12 protein-coding genes are annotated in these 16,572 nt (G+C 61.3%); 9 read left to right on the forward strand and 3 right to left on the reverse strand.

The window, feature by feature from the left end; translation table 11 throughout:
* Positions 1-624 precede the first annotated feature (624 nt).
* Both D8Y22_RS19230 and D8Y22_RS19235 read left to right on the forward strand, forming a co-directional pair.
* Complete coding sequence (locus D8Y22_RS19230; protein WP_141466290.1) at positions 625-1,065, forward strand: PaaI family thioesterase; 441 nt, start codon at positions 625-627, stop codon at positions 1,063-1,065.
* Between the two features lie 281 nt (positions 1,066-1,346).
* Positions 1,347-1,847 (forward strand): HAD-IA family hydrolase, encoded by a 501-nt coding sequence (locus D8Y22_RS19235; protein WP_246084515.1) that lies wholly within the window; start codon positions 1,347-1,349, stop codon positions 1,845-1,847.
* A 379-nt stretch (positions 1,848-2,226) separates the two neighbouring features.
* Here D8Y22_RS19235 and D8Y22_RS19245 read toward each other — a convergent pair whose 3' ends face one another.
* On the reverse strand, positions 2,227-4,104 hold the full coding sequence (locus tag D8Y22_RS19245) for a glycoside hydrolase family 15 protein (protein ID WP_141466291.1): 1,878 nt from the start codon (positions 4,102-4,104) through the stop codon (positions 2,227-2,229).
* 372 nt (positions 4,105-4,476) lie between these two features.
* On the opposite strand from D8Y22_RS19245, the gene D8Y22_RS19250 reads away from it, so the two are divergent.
* A complete protein-coding gene (locus D8Y22_RS19250) occupies positions 4,477-5,406 on the forward strand; it encodes a hypothetical protein (protein ID WP_141466292.1) in 930 nt (309 codons plus the stop codon).
* The gene (locus D8Y22_RS19255) at positions 5,351-5,986 is read left to right on the forward strand and encodes a helix-turn-helix domain-containing protein (protein ID WP_141466293.1); all 636 of its coding nucleotides are present in this window, start codon (positions 5,351-5,353) and stop codon (positions 5,984-5,986) included. Before D8Y22_RS19250 ends, D8Y22_RS19255 begins: the two co-directional genes overlap by 56 nt.
* 42 nt (positions 5,987-6,028) lie before the next feature.
* Here the strand turns inward: D8Y22_RS19255 and merB are convergent, their stop codons facing one another.
* Together merB and D8Y22_RS19265 are read right to left on the reverse strand one after the other, a co-directional pair.
* Entirely contained in the window at positions 6,029-6,667 is a 639-nt protein-coding gene (gene merB / locus D8Y22_RS19260) for an organomercurial lyase (RefSeq protein WP_141466294.1), read from the reverse strand.
* 106 nt (positions 6,668-6,773) lie between these two features.
* Positions 6,774-7,661, reverse strand: a complete 888-nt coding sequence (locus tag D8Y22_RS19265; protein ID WP_141466295.1) for a class I SAM-dependent methyltransferase — start codon at positions 7,659-7,661, stop codon at positions 6,774-6,776.
* Positions 7,662-7,933: 272 nt separating this feature from the next.
* Between D8Y22_RS19265 and D8Y22_RS19270 the strand changes: the two genes are divergently transcribed.
* From D8Y22_RS19270 to D8Y22_RS19295, 5 genes are all read left to right on the forward strand, one after another.
* Positions 7,934-8,959, forward strand: coding sequence for an ABC transporter ATP-binding protein (locus tag D8Y22_RS19270; RefSeq protein ID WP_141466296.1), 1,026 nt, complete (start codon positions 7,934-7,936; stop codon positions 8,957-8,959).
* Complete coding sequence (locus tag D8Y22_RS19275; protein ID WP_141466297.1) at positions 8,956-9,804, forward strand: ABC transporter permease; 849 nt, start codon at positions 8,956-8,958, stop codon at positions 9,802-9,804. The genes D8Y22_RS19270 and D8Y22_RS19275 overlap by 4 nt, the downstream gene beginning before the upstream one ends.
* Positions 9,805-10,744: 940 nt before the next feature.
* Positions 10,745-12,802 (forward strand): hydantoinase/oxoprolinase family protein, encoded by a 2,058-nt coding sequence (locus D8Y22_RS19285; RefSeq protein WP_141466299.1) that lies wholly within the window; start codon positions 10,745-10,747, stop codon positions 12,800-12,802.
* Positions 12,799-14,535 carry a hydantoinase B/oxoprolinase family protein gene (locus D8Y22_RS19290; RefSeq protein WP_141466300.1) on the forward strand — a complete coding sequence of 579 codons (1,737 nt, stop codon included), beginning with the start codon at positions 12,799-12,801 and terminating at the stop codon, positions 14,533-14,535. Before D8Y22_RS19285 ends, D8Y22_RS19290 begins: the two co-directional genes overlap by 4 nt.
* 95 nt (positions 14,536-14,630) lie before the next feature.
* Positions 14,631-16,502: a PAS domain S-box protein gene (locus tag D8Y22_RS19295; protein WP_141466301.1), complete on the forward strand. Its 1,872-nt coding sequence runs from the start codon at positions 14,631-14,633 to the stop codon at positions 16,500-16,502.
* The last annotated feature ends 70 nt before the right edge of the window (positions 16,503-16,572 follow it).

Here is a 16,572-nt window from a genome sequence, read left to right on the forward strand (position 1 = left end):
GCCGCGAGCGATCTCGACGAGCACCGGCGATCACAGCGGGTAGTCGCCAGACGCGACAGCGTACCCAGGCTTAGGCATTGGATATCGACTTTCATCGCGTTATGTGTCTCGTGATTGAGGCACCCGACGCCCTGACGGCGGCGCCCTGTTGGCGCGCCTCAAGATGGGCGCGGATGACGTCGCTGAAGCTGTGGTCGCCGGTCGCCCGTGCCCATCTCGCGGGAGCCGTCGTCAGCGATCACGGTGAGCTTGTTCATAGATGATGTATGGGTACTCATACTGTTGGACAGAACTATTCAACGATCGGTCGCAGTACTGCGGCCGTCACCGTAAGGACAGCCGCGAATTCGCGACCGACGTTTCACTGACTTCTGTCCGACAGTATCAGCCGCCAAAGCGTGCTGTGTCGCGGAGCGAGTCCAATCGTGGTCGGACTCGGGGGACGGCCGGCTAGGACGAGAGCTGAGCAGCCAGTCGGTTCTAGCGAGCCGGGTCCCGGACGGACCGGCTGGCGATGGCCCGCAGGGGCCGACACGCGGCAGTGTTACCATCGGGAGCAGGGGATAGCAGCGCGATCGGGCGTGTGCCAAACGCTTTTGACGCACCGACACAATCCAGCGGAGGATGAGCGATAGTGATGCCGACGGCGAGGACGACGAACCGCAGTCGCGAGCCGGCGACTCGTTTCCGGAAGGAACGTTCAACAGCTGGCTCGGGCTTACCATCGAGGAAGAATGTGGGGGTGAAGCCGTCATATCCGTCGAATACGAGGATTTCAAGCAGAACCCCGGGGGCATCTTACACGGGGGTGTGACGGCGACGCTTGTCGACGTCGCCGCTGCGGTAGCCATCCGGAGCACGCTAGACGACCAGCACCGGACGCTGGCAACAACGAACCTTGAAATAAACTACCTGCGGCCGATCACCGAGACGGCGTACGCGAGCGCCGAGGTCATTCGGGTCGGGAGCTCGACCGCAGTCGTCCGCGTCGATGTCGAGAGCCTGACTCCGGACGCCGACCGGACGGACGCCGCGATCGGAACGGTCACATACCGGCTGCTCTGACGGCAATTGTCGGCGCGGGCCAGGGGCCGCCTGCGCCTTTCTGCCGGAGTGGTGGGGCACACCGCGCGGTGTACGATCGTGAGCGTGGTACTGTCTGCAGTGTTCGGCTGCGGGAGTTGCACAACACTACCGATAACAGGGATATGGGACAGTTGAGACGATACTCTTCTCTTTGTCTGTTAGCTGAATTATGACCAACTAGGTAGTTCGCTCACTTGTGGTGTCGAATGAGGAAGTAGCACGTACGCAAGCGTCGACGAACCCAAGTCGATCTCGAGGCTGTGGCGCGCACGATCGATCGAATACACGCTCGTCGCCAACCACATCGACGCCTACCAGCCGTTTTACGAGATGAGCCGCGACGCCCTCCAGTCCGCGCTCGACGCCCACGACGAATCCATCTCGACGAAACTCTCGCCGTCAACCACGAACCCGACGTCTTCGACGACGTTCGTGACGGACTCGAGGCGCTCCGGAACGCCGGCTACGACTGCTCCGTCGTCTCGAACGGAAACCCGGAGATGCTCGAGTCGATGGTATCCCACGCCGACATCGACGATCTGGTCGAAGCGACGATCAGCGCCGACGAGGTCCGGACGTTCAAACCCGACGCCGAACTGCACCGCCACGCGGCCGCTCGAACCGGAACGCCAATTGACGAGGTAGCACACGTGACGGCCGGCTGGTTCGATGTCATGGGCGCTCAGAACGCAGGTATTAGGGGGTCTGGACCGATCGAAAGGGGAGGCCGTGGGAACTGTTCGACGGCGAACCGGCACTGACCGTCGAGTCGGTTCACGAACTGGTCGATGCCGTCGATCACGGTTGAGGATCGCTATTCGGAACCGCCACTGCTGGTCGAGTGCGGTGCTCACGTCTCACGGTCATCGAGCCGACGCGAATACCGTGCACGCCTGGCCACAATCAGGTTCTCGTCGCGATGGGACAGGGCGCGAAAGCGGACTCGCACTCCACAAGAGTCTCCGCGAGTGTCCGACATCACTCGCGGAACTCGAGGCGGAGGGTGGGGTCGGTCAGGCAGCTATCCCCGCAATCCCGGCGAGTTGCGACAGCAGGCGTCCGCCCACTCGTCGGCGGAGGGGCACTAAAAACGGCAGTCGGCCGGACGGAACCTTCGTCCGGAGGCTCGAGTGATGTCTATCACGACTGTTGGTTGGTTGTGTCGCTCTCGACCGGCTCCCCCAGTCGAATCCCCATTGGCACCGGGCCGGGCGTTTTGTGCCCCAGGACATAGCCGAGATACAGGGCACTGTTGACGATCCCGATGTGGCTGAACGCCTGCGGGAAGTTTCCGAGGTGAGCGCCGGTTTCCGTATCGATCTCCTCGGCGACGAGTCCGAGTGGATTTAGGTACTCGAGCAACGCTTCGAACCGGGACCGAGCCGCGGCCACGCGCCCGGAGAGTGCGAGCGCATCGACGAGCCAACACGAACAGAGGACGAAGGCTCCCTCGTCACCCGGGAGTCCGTCCTCGCCATCGTATCGTTGGACGAAAACCTCGTCTTCGGCCAGTCGATTCTGGACCGCCGTTATCGTTCCCTGGATCCGTTCGTCGTCGAACGGGAGAAAACCGACGATCGGGAGCAACAGACCCGTCGCATCGAGTGCGTCCGTCCCGTAGGCCTGGACGAAGGCGCCGATATCGTCGTCGAACCCGTTCTCGAGAACGTCGTCCTTGATTCGCTTGTGGACCTCCTGCCAGGCCTCGATCGGGGCGTCGTGGTCGCCGTCGGTCGCGATCGCGATTCCCCTGTCGAGTGCGACCCAGCAAAGGACCTTCGAGTACACGAAGTGTTGGTCCTCCCCGCGAACCTCCCAGATTCCCGCGTCCGGCTGGTCCCAGATTTCGCGAACGTAGTCGACGATACCTCGAATTCGCGTCCACTCGGTGTCCGTCAGGTCGCGTCCGTGCTGGCGTATCTCGTCGACGGCCAGCAGCAGTTCGCCGTAGATGTCGTGCTGGCGTTGCTCGGCTGCTCCGTTTCCGATCCGAACCGGGTGTGATCCACGATAGCCTTCGAAATGATCGAGTTCTCGCTCCTCGAGATTCGCCTCGCCGTGAAGTCCGTACAGCGGCTGGATCGCCGCCGGCTCGTCGGCTCGACAAAGATCCATGAACCAGTCGAAGTAGGCGTTCGCTTCGTCGGCCGTACCGAGGTTCATCAGTGCCTGGACTGTAAATCCCGCGTCTCGAAGCCAGTTGAACCGGTAGTCCCAGTTTCGCACGCCACCGATCTCTTCGGGCAACGAGGTGGTCGGGGCGGCGGCGATCGCCCCCGTCTCGGCGTGGGTGAGGAGTTTGAGGACCAGTTGCGAACGGACGACCTGGTCGTGCCACGGCCCTGCGAACACGCAGCCGTTCGCAGGGTGACAGTTGTGGGCCCAGTCGGACCAGTACTCGATCGTCTTGTCCAACGCGGCGTCCGGGTCCGTACTCGCGTGTTCTGCACCCGTACACCGGAGGAGAAACCACTCCGTGTCGCCCGACTCGAGCGACAGTTCGCCGGTAATGCGGCCGTCCTCGATCGCGAGGGGGATCGGGCTCTCGAGCAGCGTTCGTTCCTCGTTGCCGTCGACGAGAACACCCTCCTCGAGCGATTCGATACGCGTTTTCGCCCGTCCGTAATCGAACTGCGGATCGAGTTCGACCCCGAGCTCGACGGCTCCAGCTGTACACTCGACTTTCCGGTAGAGGACCTTCTTCGGATGACTGACCTGTCCAGCCGGCGGCATGAAGTCCGTCACCGTCGCCGTCCCATCCGTCGTGTGAAAGGTCGTCTCAAGAACGTTCGTCTCGTCGATGTACTGCCGGTCAGTTTCGAAGGAGTTCTCCGGGCCGATCCGAAATCGGCCGCCCAGATCGGTGTCGAGAATCGACGCGAAGATGCTCGGTGATTCGAGATGCGGGAACGGAAACCAGTCGACCGACCCGTTCGGCGCGACGAGTGCACACGTCTCGAGATTGCCGACGATCCCGTACTCTTCGATCGGCGAATAGTCGGGTGGACGATTATGCATCGAAACCACCTGCAGGTCGGATCGGGAACGCAAGCGTGGTCTGGACGAGTGGGTAACAGACATTCACGGCGAATTTGACGCGTCCCAGCAGGGTAAAGGCCCATTGTCAGTAGCGGTGACTGTCGATTTTCCGGGTACCATCCGCCACCGGATTCGGATCGTAACCGTTACTGTCCGTGTAGGGACAGTGCGAATAATCGACGACCAGAGCGAAGCGGTCGCCGCTGATCGGTAGCGCCTGACCAGTGTTTCGACTCGCCCGTTTCGTCTCGTGATTGTTATCGAATTCAAATAATCGTCGAAATTGGCCGTTTGCTCGGCGCGCACAACCGCGGAATATCGATTATGCTCTCGGTGGTACAGGATACCGCAATGACAGACGAGCCCAACGGGTCACGGTACGGTCCCCGAACGACGCGTCGCCGCACCCTCGGTGCCCTGGGTGCTGGCACACTCGGTGTCGGTGCGGCCGGAACTGCGGGCGCGAACGAACACGCCGGCTTCACGATGGTCGACAGCGGTCCGAACCCCGACCCGCTCGTCGATGCAGCCGGGCAGGATCTTCCCGACGATCCCGGTACGGAACTGTTCGACGCGGAACCGGAGTTCCCGCCGTTCGCGAACTTTGAGGAGATGGCGGCACAGCACAACCGGGGCGCCGTCGAGCGGTATCTGATCCCGCACGGCGATCCGAACCTCCTATACTCGAGGCGGGGAGTCGTCTGGCCGAACGCGAACGAGGATGGCGCTGCAACGTGGGGAGAGTTCAGCGCCGGGAGCGCGACGGCGCGAATCGAATCGGCGACAGGTAACGGGAGGGAGGACGGACGCGGCCGAAACCGGTCGGCAGTCCACATCGAGTTCGATGGGCTCTACCCCGACGGCGTCTACACCGTCTGGGTCGTCCACGAGCCGGGGTACCACCGTCCCCTGGGCGGTAACGACGGGGAGAACAACGTCTTTACCGCGGGTGGAGACGGGACTGCCGTCCTCGAGGCCCTCGATGAACCCGACGAGTTGACCTTGCCACCGGCCGCTCACGGCCAGGAGATCCCGGTGACACAGTCGCCCCTTCACGAGATTCCCGGCGAGTTCTTCTTCGTGGTCGCCTATCAAAATGGCATCTCGATATCGGGACGAGAGTATGTGGATTTATTCTCTTATTTTGGGGTGTTTTATGCACTGTGGACCAACTTCCCAGTGTATTGGGCACAACGCTTTACCGACTGTTCGAGAAACTACGACTATGCGCGAAGCGAACGTCTCCGTCAGCAGTACGGAGTTCGAAGCCATGGGAATTGAGGAGCTGATGGCCCTTGGCCGCGAGGCAGGGATTCGGGACTTCGAAGAACTCGCCTGTCGTGGAACCGGTGCAATCGTCCAAGTCGAAGTCGAGACGCGATACGATGAAGACCAACTCACAGCGCTCGAGTATGTCGATCAATGGGAACACGTCTCGGAAACGGAACATGGCCACCTCTACGTGATCGCGTTTACCGCACCGGAGCTTCCGGAGAGTTTGGCCGAAGAAGCCGACGAGTTGATCGGTACCTGTGATCCCGAACTCGGAGAGCGAGAGGCCACGATGTCACTCGTTGGTCCACAGGAGACCATCTCCAGCACGATTCGAGAATACGAGACCGCCGGCGTCTCCCCTGACCTCGATAAACTCGGTTCGTACGATGGTCGGAGCCAGCCGCTGGACGAACTGACTGATCGGCAACAGGAAGTGATCCAGACTGCCTACGACAAGGGCTTTTACGAGGTCCCACGTGAGGTAACGACCGAGGAGATTGCCGTCGAACTGGAACTCGACCCGTCTACCGTCGCCGAGCATCTGCAGCGAGCAGAACGAAACATACTCAGTCAATTTCTCTCCTAATTTCCTGTCGACGCGGCTGCATATACTGCTCCGGGTCCGCTTTTAGTCGACGAGCGCGGCTGCGAGGTCGGCTGTGCCCTTGTGTGGCATCGCGACAGTCGCGGCGTGGACGGAGGTCGCCCACTGTTCGTACGCGTCCCGGTTCGGAAAGGCTTTGACGTACGGACAGATGGCGGCGTAGCCGTCTTCGAGGTTCGGACCATCTTCCGACGGGGGAGAGACGTTTTTGTCGATGCCGAACGAGAACACGGCGTCGTCGGGGGTCACCGTCAGCGCATCGGTGCCACCAGCACGCGCTTCGATCACTGCCCCATCCGGACTTTTCGTCCGGATAGCAACCGGAGAGTCGACCAAGGCTGCCAGGATTACGGCGTCGTAGAAACACGCGAAGTGGTATTTTTCACCATCGACGATGCCCCAGTGTTCGGTTTCGTCATCGGTCACACAGAGTTCCTCGATCGTCAGAGACGGGCCGTCGATGTGATAGCGAACCGCTGCTACCCACCCGCCCAACGTATCGACCGGTTCTGTCCCGAGGAATCGACCGAGTGTCGAACCCAGCTCTTCGGGCAGTTCGGTCGTGAGAACAGCGCCATCGATGTGCCACTGCTCCGTACTCGAGCCGGTCGCCGCGTCCTGTTCAGTGACGGTGCCACAGCAGGGACACAAGTCCGCTGTCATACGAGTACGTGGTCCGCCCCGTCTATCGGTATGACTCCCAACTCACCGGGACCGTTTAAAAGGGAAAATATTCCGCGTTCGGAAGCGACCAGATGCGCGGTCGTCGTTACTCGCCGGACGCTGACACCGTCGCGGTCGTGAGGCCGTACTCGAGTTCAACCGCGTTCTCCCGCCCATCGAAGTACGGTTCAATCGTCTCGATCAACTGTTCGCGAAGTGTCGAGACATTGTTATCGTCGACTTTTTCGAGCACCTCGATAAACATCCCCGAGTTCGTTGCCGTTTGCTGCCAGAAGTGCTCGGGCGACAGTGCGGGATACTGTACCGTCTCCGTTTCGAATGCGATGTCATCTACGGCGTCGCCGAGTCGCTCGTCGACGGTGCCCGGATCGCCCCACAGGAACGGCGGTTCTGAGAAGTCGGGAAGAGCTTCCGGCGAAAGAACCGTCATGGCCACGCCAGCCATCGAGGGATAGAGGCTTGTGGGCGTCCACGAGGTGAAGCCGATCCGGCCGCCGGGACGAGTTACCCGGAGCAGTTCTCGAGCTGCTGTGTCAGGGGGATCGCCGTACATGTGACCGAGATTCGAAAGCGTCACGTCGAACGTATCCGGATCGAAAGGGAGTGCCGTTGCGTCAGCTTCTCGCCACGACACGTCTGCCGCCACAATCTCGGCGTTCGTTCGGGCCCGATGTAACAGGTTAGGCTGAATGTCTACTCCCGTCACCTGCGCACCCCGTCGAGCGGCAGTGATCGCGACGGTTCCCGTCCCACAGCCGACGTCGAGGATCTCGTCGCCGGAACCGACCTCGGTCCGCTCGACGAGCCGGCCGGCCATCGAGACGTACTTGGGGGCGATATTCTCGTACGAGCCGGCCGCCCAGACGCGTTTCGTCCATCGATCTGACGCCGATTCTGGCTCGTCGGTCGAACAGCTGGTGTCCGTTTCGTCCGATGGTGTTCTGTCTCCCTCGTCAGTGTCAGATTCGAGCATGTGCTTGCCTCCATCGTGAGACAACGGGGGCTGTCGTTGAGGCAATTGCTCCCAAGAGATTGGGTATATTTAAACGAGACCGTTCAAGTAGCGTGTTCAGTTGCCGTCATCTCGTGGTCATTGGGCCATCCCGAGAACCGAAAATCTGAACCACTTGCTCCCTGGACCTTGCTGGTCGGATATCTCTCCGGAGCCGGTCGATCCGAGTTTTAAACAGCCCCAGTATATCCGACGAAAGAGCCTCGGAACTATCGACGGTACGGACGACCGTCATGGGCGCTATCAGGACGACCGGGCTCACCAAGCGATACGACGGCGTGCTGGCTGTCGACGGTCTCGATCTGCGCGTCGAGCGCGGCGAAGTGTTCGGTTTCCTCGGTCCGAACGGGGCCGGCAAATCGACGGTGATCAACCTGGTACTCGATTTCGTCCGACCGACCGCCGGCTCCGCCACCGTGCTGGGGTACGACTCCCGGACCGAGACGACTGCGATCCGTCGGAACACCGGGATCGTTCCCGAGGGTGCCACCCTCTACGAGCGACTAACTGGCCGGGAGCATCTGGCGTGGATCGCTCGCGCCAACGGCGTCGAAGCGGACGTGCCCGCGTTGCTGGACCGCGTCGGACTCACGATCGACGATGCCGACAGGCGGGTTGGCGGCTACTCCAAGGGGATGGGGCGGCGCCTGGCGCTGGCGATGGCGCTGGTCGGGGATCCGGAACTGTTGATCCTCGACGAGCCCTCCTCGGGGCTCGACCCGGCTGGCATCCGGGAGTTCCGCGAAATCGTCCGCGAGGAGGCAGCCGACGGACGAACCGTCTTCTTTTCCAGTCATGTACTCGGCCAGGTCGAAGCAGTGGCCGACCGGATCGGAATCCTGAATCGAGGAAAACTCGTCGCGACCGGTACGCCGGCCGAACTCCGTGGGTCCTGCGGTATCACTCAATCGATCCGGTTCGAAGTGACGACCGTGCCGACCCTCGACGCCCTGAACGCAGTCGATGGCGTCGAAACGACCTCGGTCGATGACGGTGTGTCCCCGTCCGATGGGTCGATTATCGAGGTCGGGGTCACCGACGCGGCGGCGAAGATCGAGGTAGCGACCTGGCTCGCCGAACGGACTCGTGTCCGTGATGTCGTCTCGGAAGAACGATCGCTCGAAACGCTGTTCGACGCGTACACGTCAACCGCCCGATCAGAGCAGTCGAACGCACGAACGAACGGGCAATCGGGCAAGCAGAACGGGACGTGGGCCAACGTACAACAATTACGCGACCTCGAGGAGGTGGAAGCATGAGCATTCGTACTGTCGTCTACAAGGACGTTCTCGACGCCCGGCGGTCGAAGGTCGTCTGGCTCGTTGGGTTCCACTACGCGCTGTTGCTCGTCCTGTTTTTCGCTCAGGTGCACGTGACTGGGCCAGAGCACGCGTCGGCAACGATCGAGGCACTCTGGGGGATGGCCTTCGTCGGCGGGGTGTTCGTCCCGGCGATCGCGCTGGTCGCCGCCTACCTCGCCATCGCCGGCGAACGGGAGTCAGGAAGTATCCGCTACCTCCTGTCGACGCCGGTCACGCGCCGTGAGGTCGTACTCGGAAAGTACGTCTCGCGGGCGACGATCGTGGCCGTCTCGTTGATCGTGGGGTTCGCCGTCGCCGCCATCCTCGCACGCCTCTGGTTCGGGTCGTTCGACCCCCGGGTCTTCGCGGGCATCGCCGCACTCACCGTCCTGTATGCGCTCGCGTACGTCGCCGTCGCGATCGGGATTTCCGCTATCTCCAGGTCGCGTTCGCGGGCGATGCTCGGTGCCTTCGGGTTCTACGTGATGACGAACCTGATGACGCTGAACGACGATGTGTCGGGGATCGCGGGCATCGAGTACGTCCTCAACGATCTCCTCGAGTTCGGTGTCGGCGAGGGTGGAGTTCAGTTTCTCGGGATCGTCACAAACCCGACGCGGGCGTACCTCCTGTCGATTCTCGGGGTATTCCCTTCGGAGGGCACCGCCGAGATGGCCCTCCCCGACCCCGCGACTTTGCCGTGGTACGTCCAGCCGGAAATCGCGATGCTGGTTCTGGGCGTCTGGCTCGTTGTCCCGGTGGTCGTCGGCCGCCGAGTGTTCGACCGAGCCGACATCACGTGAGGCACTACTGATTCGACAGCGCTCCATGTCATGGCGGATCAAATTGGGTGCGATCTTTGGGCACCTCGCATCGCTCGTTGCCGTAGTAACACCGGCTGCTACCGGAGTAGCGTGGCTGTTTCTCGGTTAGCGGACGGCCGCGCTGGCTTTTCTCGTAGGCTGGTTACTCCTCGTCTCGCTTTTTACCGGTAATCGCTGCCCCAGTCGAGCGATCTCCGTAAAACGTTACGACGATCCGTATCAGTGTCCCGTCCGGCAACGGTGGACAAACTGGCAACGCTGTGTGGACGATCGTCGCGAGCGCCTGATGCGGACTGCTGTACGTCGGTCTCGGTACGATCGCGACCCATTCCATGGTCGCACCGGTACGACGAACGAAATCTATTTTTCGACCGGGAGTGTCCGCACCCGTTTTCCGTCTTCGGTAAGTGAATAGACCGATTGGCGTGCATCCCGAAACGAAACCCGTCCCTCGATCAGCCCGGACTCTTTCAACCGTGTCACTGCGCACCGAACGGTCCGTTTTGGCAACATCGTTTCTTCCGCGGGTTCTTGTTGTGTGATACTGTTGGACAGAACTATTCAACGATCGGTCGCAGTACTGCGGCCGTCACCGTAAGGACGGCCGCGAATTCGCGACCGACGTTTCACTGACTTCTGTTCGACAGTATGAGTGGTGTATCGTCCTCGAGGACCTTGTACACGAGTTTGGCGCTCGGAGGCAAATCGGACAGTGTCTCCGTCGGGTGTTCCATCGGGGTACCATTTTCGCGTGTGAAATAATCACTTTCGCACCCGTGTACGATGAGCACACGAGCGATTTCGGTATATGAGAGCTGCCGTCTTTGTGTCCCCAACCGCGCAAGCGGTGAGCGGGGAGGATACGGTGGACGTTACCCGATTCGGTTGGTTTTTAGGCGGTCGCCCGTCGACAGTGTGTATGTCAAACACCATCGGGAACTGTCGTCTCGGTGTCGATATCGGTGGCACGTTTACCGACGTGGTAACAGTACGCGATGGCAGGCTCCACGTAGCGAAGACGCCATCAACGCCCGAGGCACCCGACGAAGGCGTTATGGATGGCGTCACGAAGAGTCAGAACGATGTCGGATTCCGCTCAAACGCGGTCGGGTTCTTCGCACACGGCACGACGGTCGCGACCAACGCCGTCCTCGAGCGCGATTGGGCGGAAACGGCATTGATCACGACCGACGGCTTCCGTGATGTCCTGGAGATCGGCCGGCAAGCCCGTCCCGATATCTACGATTTCGACGTGAGGGAACCGGTGCCGATCGTCGAACGCGATCGGCGGTTCGAGATCACTGAACGACTCGACGAACGCGGACGGGTCGAAACGCCACTCGAGGAGTCGACTGTCGACGCGGTCGCGGCGGAACTCGCCGCGTCGAATATCGACAGTGTTGCGATCTCGTTGCTCTTTTCGTTCGAAAACGACGAGCACGAACGCCGAATCAGGGATCGATTGCAAAACGCCGGCGTCGATGTTTCGTACTCGCTCTCGAGCGAGGTCCTCCCCGAGATACGGGAGTACGAACGCACTCTCGCGACATCGCTCAACGCCGCCCTGAAACCGGTTATGGATACGTACATCGGTCGTCTCGAGTCGAGTATCGATGACCGCGGAATCCCGGCGACGATGCAGATTATGCAGTCCAACGGTGGGATCATCGGCGCCGAACGAGCGCGCCAACGGCCGATCAACACGCTCCTTTCTGGTCCCGCAGCCGGCGTGCAAGGCGCTGCACACGTCGCAGCTCTCGACGGAATCGACGACGTCCTGACGATGGACATGGGCGGGACCTCGTGTGATGTCTCGATGGTTCGAGACGGCGATCCGCTCGTCTCGACCGAAGTCGAAGTCGGGGACTACCCGATCGGTGTCCCGATGATCTCCGTGCACACGATCGGCGCCGGCGGCGGATCGATCGCGTGGATCGACGACGGAGACGCACTTCGGGTCGGTCCCCGGTCGGCCGGGGCAGTTCCCGGTCCGGTCTGTTACGGTCGTGGCGGCGACGAGCCGACCGTGACCGACGCACAGCTGCTCCTCGGTCGCCTCGACCCCGACGCGTTTCTCGCGGACGAGCTCGAGGCCGATGTCGACCGCGTCGAGGCAGTTATCGAAGAACGAATCGCGGGACCGCTCGATATGGGACTCGAAGCCGCGGCCCAGGGCATTCTCGACGTCGCGAACGCGAACATGGAGCGTGCACTCCGGGTCGTCAGCGTCGAGCGGGGGTACGATCCACGGGAGTTCGGTCTCGTCGCGTTCGGCGGCGCTGGGCCGCTGCACGCGGGTGCACTCGCCGCGGAACTCGATATTCCCCGCGTGTTGGTGCCACGAACCGCTGGCGTCCTCTCTGCGCTCGGTTTGTTGATCACCGACCTCATCCACGACTTCAGTACGTCGATGGTGCGACGGTTGCCGGACGTGTCGCCAAGCGAGCTCGAGTCGGTCTTCGCGGGGTTCGAACGGGACGGCTACGAACGCCTCGCCGGGGAGGGACGGGACGACGACGAGATCGAATTGGAGCGGTCGGTCGACCTCCGGTACGTCGGGCAGTCGTTCGAGTTGACGATCCCGCTTTCGAACGGGGACGTAACTGCGGAGACCCTCGAAGACGCTGCCGAACGGTTCCACGGACGACACGAACGACGGTACGGACACGCCTCGCCGTCGGCGCCGCTCGAACTCGTCACGGTTCGGCTACGCGCTCGAGGACTCGTCGACACGCCGGATCTCGTCGCCTCAGAAACAGACGGGTGTGCCGACGAGGCGATCCGCCAACAGCGCGATGTCGTCTACGACGGGACCGTCTATGAAACCAACGTCTACGACCGTGATCGACTCCCCGTTGACGCTTCGTTCGACGGTCCGGCGATCGTCGAGGGTGGCGAAAGCACCGTCGTGATTCGTCCGGAACAGCACGCGACGGTCGACGAATACGGCAGTATCATCGTGGAGACAGACCAATGAGTGGCCCACCCGAGACGACCGACGAGGAATCGACCGGCGTCGACGCCGTGACGCTCGAGGTAATTCGCAACGCCTGTACCGCCATCTCCGAGGAGATGAACGCGAATCTCATCCGGACCGGCTACTCGCCGAACATCAAGGAGCGCCGAGACTGCTCCTGTGCGATATTCGATGCCGATGGCGACATGATCAGCCAGGCCGAGAACATGCCCGTCCACCTCGGTGCGATGCCGTTTTCGGTCGCCGCAGCACTCGAACGATATCCGCCGGAAACGCTCTCGCCGGGCGACGCGATCATGGTCAACGATCCGTTCCAGGGGGGCGCCCACCTGCCGGACCTCACCCTGGTGACGCCGGTGTTCGCGGAGGCTGACGACGGTGAGACGATCATCGCGTTCGCTGCAAATCGCGCCCATCACGCCGATGTCGGTGGCTCGACGGCCGGGAGCGTCGCCGCGGACTCGACGGAAATATACCAGGAAGGCGTTCGCATTCCCCCCGTGAAACTGTTCGAAGGTGGCGACGTTGTCGAGGACGTTATGGATCTGATTCTCGCGAACGTCCGAACCCCGGAGGAACGCCGCGGGGACCTCCGTGCTCAACAGGCCGCCAACGAAACGGCCAGAGAGCGGCTCCGCGATCTGGCCGACAAGTACGGCATCGAGCGCCTTGGCGACGCCATTTCCGAAATCCAGGACTATTCAGAGCGGCGGATGCAGACCGAAATTGCCCAGCTTCCGGACGGCACCTACGAGTTCGCCGACGTGCTCGACGACGACGGGCAAGGAAACGACACGATCCCGATCGAAGCGGCGGTGACGATCGACGGCGACGAAATCTTGGTCGACTTCGACGGGACGGCAGCCCAAACGGCAGGCGCAGTAAACGCCGTGTTCGCCGTTACTGCATCGGCGACCTACTACGCCGTTCGGTGCGTGACCGATCCGGACATTCCGCCGAACGAGGGCGCGTACCGACCGATCGAGATCGAGGCACCCGAGGGAACTGTCGTCAACGCGAGTCCGCCCGCCGCGGTCGTCGGTGGGAATCTCGAGGTCTCACAGCGGGTCACGGATGTCATCCTCGGGGCCCTCGCGGACGTCGTCCCGGATCGGGCGATCGCTGCCTGTCAGGGAACGATGAACAATATCACGTTCGGCGGAGTGGATCCGCGGGACGACACGCCGTACGCGTTCTACGAAACCCAGGGTGGCGGCTTCGGCGGTCGCTCGAGCGGCGACGGTATGGACGGTGTCCACGTCCACATGAGTAACACGATGAACACGCCTGCGGAAGTGCTCCAGACGGCCTATCCGCTTTCGGTCGAGCGATACGAGTACCGGCCGGACTCCGGTGGTGCCGGGCACCACCGGGGTGGGCTGGGCCTCCGCCGCGATATCCGCGTTCGAGACCACGAGGCGACGTTCAGTTTACTTGCCGACCGCCGAACACACCCTCCTTACGGTATCAACGGCGGGAGCGACGGCACCGTCGGCGACGACAAACTGATCCGGGACGGCGATGAACGCGATATCGATCCTAAGTCGACGCACACGCTGTCCTCAGACGACGTGGTGAGCATCAGAACGCCCGGTGGCGGCGGCTTCGGGGATCCGGCGGACCGGGATCTCGACGCGATCCGTCGCGATCTCGAGCTCGGAAAGCTCTCGGCCGAACGAGCTCAAGCACAGTACGGATACGACCACCGGGAAAGCGAGTCCGACGACGCCTGATCCCGCGACTGCAGTCGCCGAGTCGTCCGTAAAAGCAGGCTATTACGTTTCTGCAGCGGCAATACTTATTCGGCTGTAACCGAACAGTAGGCATTATGACTTCACTCCACATTTTACATGTGGATCACCGATCTCGGTTTGCGGACTATCTCTCGCGATCTGGGCAGGACCATCGAGATGAGATCACGATTACGACCGTACGTCGAGCGGCGGCGGGATTACAGCAACTGCGAACACGACGAGACGAGATCGACTGTCTCGTCAGTGAATACGACCTGCCTGACCGCGATGGACTCGAGTTTCTCGATATGGTTCGCGAGGAGTGGTCCGAACTGCCGTTTATTCTCTTTACCGACGAAGGCAGTGAATCCGTCGCCAGTGAGGCGATTTCGGCTGGGGCAACGGACTACGTACAAAAAACGGGCTCTCTCCAACAGTACGATCTCCTGATCAATCGCATCAGAAACTGCGTCGCCCGATTCCGTTCACGTCGGGAGCGAGAGCGGGTATATCAAGCACTGGAAACGGCAACGGAAGGAATCGGACTTCTCGACGACGATGGCCAATACGTCTATCTCAACGACGCCTATGCGGAACTCTATGGATACGAGCGGGCGCAACTCGTCGGAACACACTGGCGGGAATTGTATCCCGAAGCGGAACGACATCGATTTCACGACGAAATACTCCCAGAACTGACACGGTCCGGCTCGTGGACCGGCCGGAGTCGTGGGAAACGGATCACTGGCGAGACGTTTCCCGAAGCGCTCTCACTGACGCAACTGCGAACGGGCGGACACGTCTGCGTCGTTCGCGATGTCTCGGAGCGACTCCAACGAGAGCGGCAGTTCGAGACACTTGCGAGTAATCTACAGGGGATGGTCTACCGATGTGAAAACGATCCGGCGTGGCCGATGCAACACGTCCTGGGCAACGTCGAGGACTTTCTGGGATACTCGACAGCACAGTTGGAGTCACAGGACATTTCTTGGCGAGAGATTATCCATCCGCTGGATCGTGACGACGTATGGAACGCCGTCCAGGACGCGCTCGACGAGCAAACGACGTACGAGATTACGTACCGTGTCACCGACCGGAATGGGGACACGAAGTGGGTTATCGAACGCGGACGAGGTATCACAAGCGCCGATGGAACGGTCGACCATCTCGAGGGCCTCATTACTGATATTACGGCACGAAAGAAGCGTGAACGGGAACTCGAGTGGAAAACGAAGGCGATGGACGAAGCGCCGATGGGAATCGCTATCTCGGATCCATCACGAGATGGGAATCCACTGGTCTACGTCAACGAACACTTTTGTGAACTCACGGGATATCGGGAAGACGACGCACTTGGTCGGAACTGTCGATTTCTCCAGGGCCCGCTGACATCGAGCGAACCCGTCCAGGAGATGCGAGACGCCATCGACGAGACGACGGCCGTCGAAACGGATATTCTCAACTATCGCGCGGACGGAACGCCGTTTTGGAACCACGTCCAGATCACACCCATATTCGATACGAACGGCGAACTCGAGTACTTCGTTGGCTTCCAGCACGACATCACATCGCGTGTCGAGCACAAGCGACGGATCGAAGTCTTACATCGCATTCTTCTCCACGACATTCGTAACGAATTGAATATTTTACTTGGACAGCTGCCGTCGCTGGCAGAGCAGTCGGACGTCGATACTGATACGATCGCGGCCATCCGAGATCCGGCTACGAATTTGCTGCACTCGAGTGACAAAGCCAGACAGATCGAGTCCGTGTTCGATTCAGCGTCGTTCGAGCCACTCGAGGACGAGCTGTCGGCGTTCATCGATCGTGCGCTGTCACAGATTCCAGCCGCCGAGGACGCTGCCATCCGGATCGATCTGCAGTCCGATCCGACTGTCGTCGCTCCCGAGCAAGTCTCCGTTGCATTTCGGGAATTGATCGAACGCTCTTGTGTAGGAGATTGTTGATACCGCTCAGCTGTGGCTGTCGAATCAAAGAGGACAAGGACACCGCGTCAGCGGTGTCCGATACGTATGA

This window comes from Salinadaptatus halalkaliphilus, from assembly GCF_006543045.1.
Taxonomy (GTDB): domain Archaea; phylum Halobacteriota; class Halobacteria; order Halobacteriales; family Natrialbaceae; genus Salinadaptatus; species Salinadaptatus halalkaliphilus.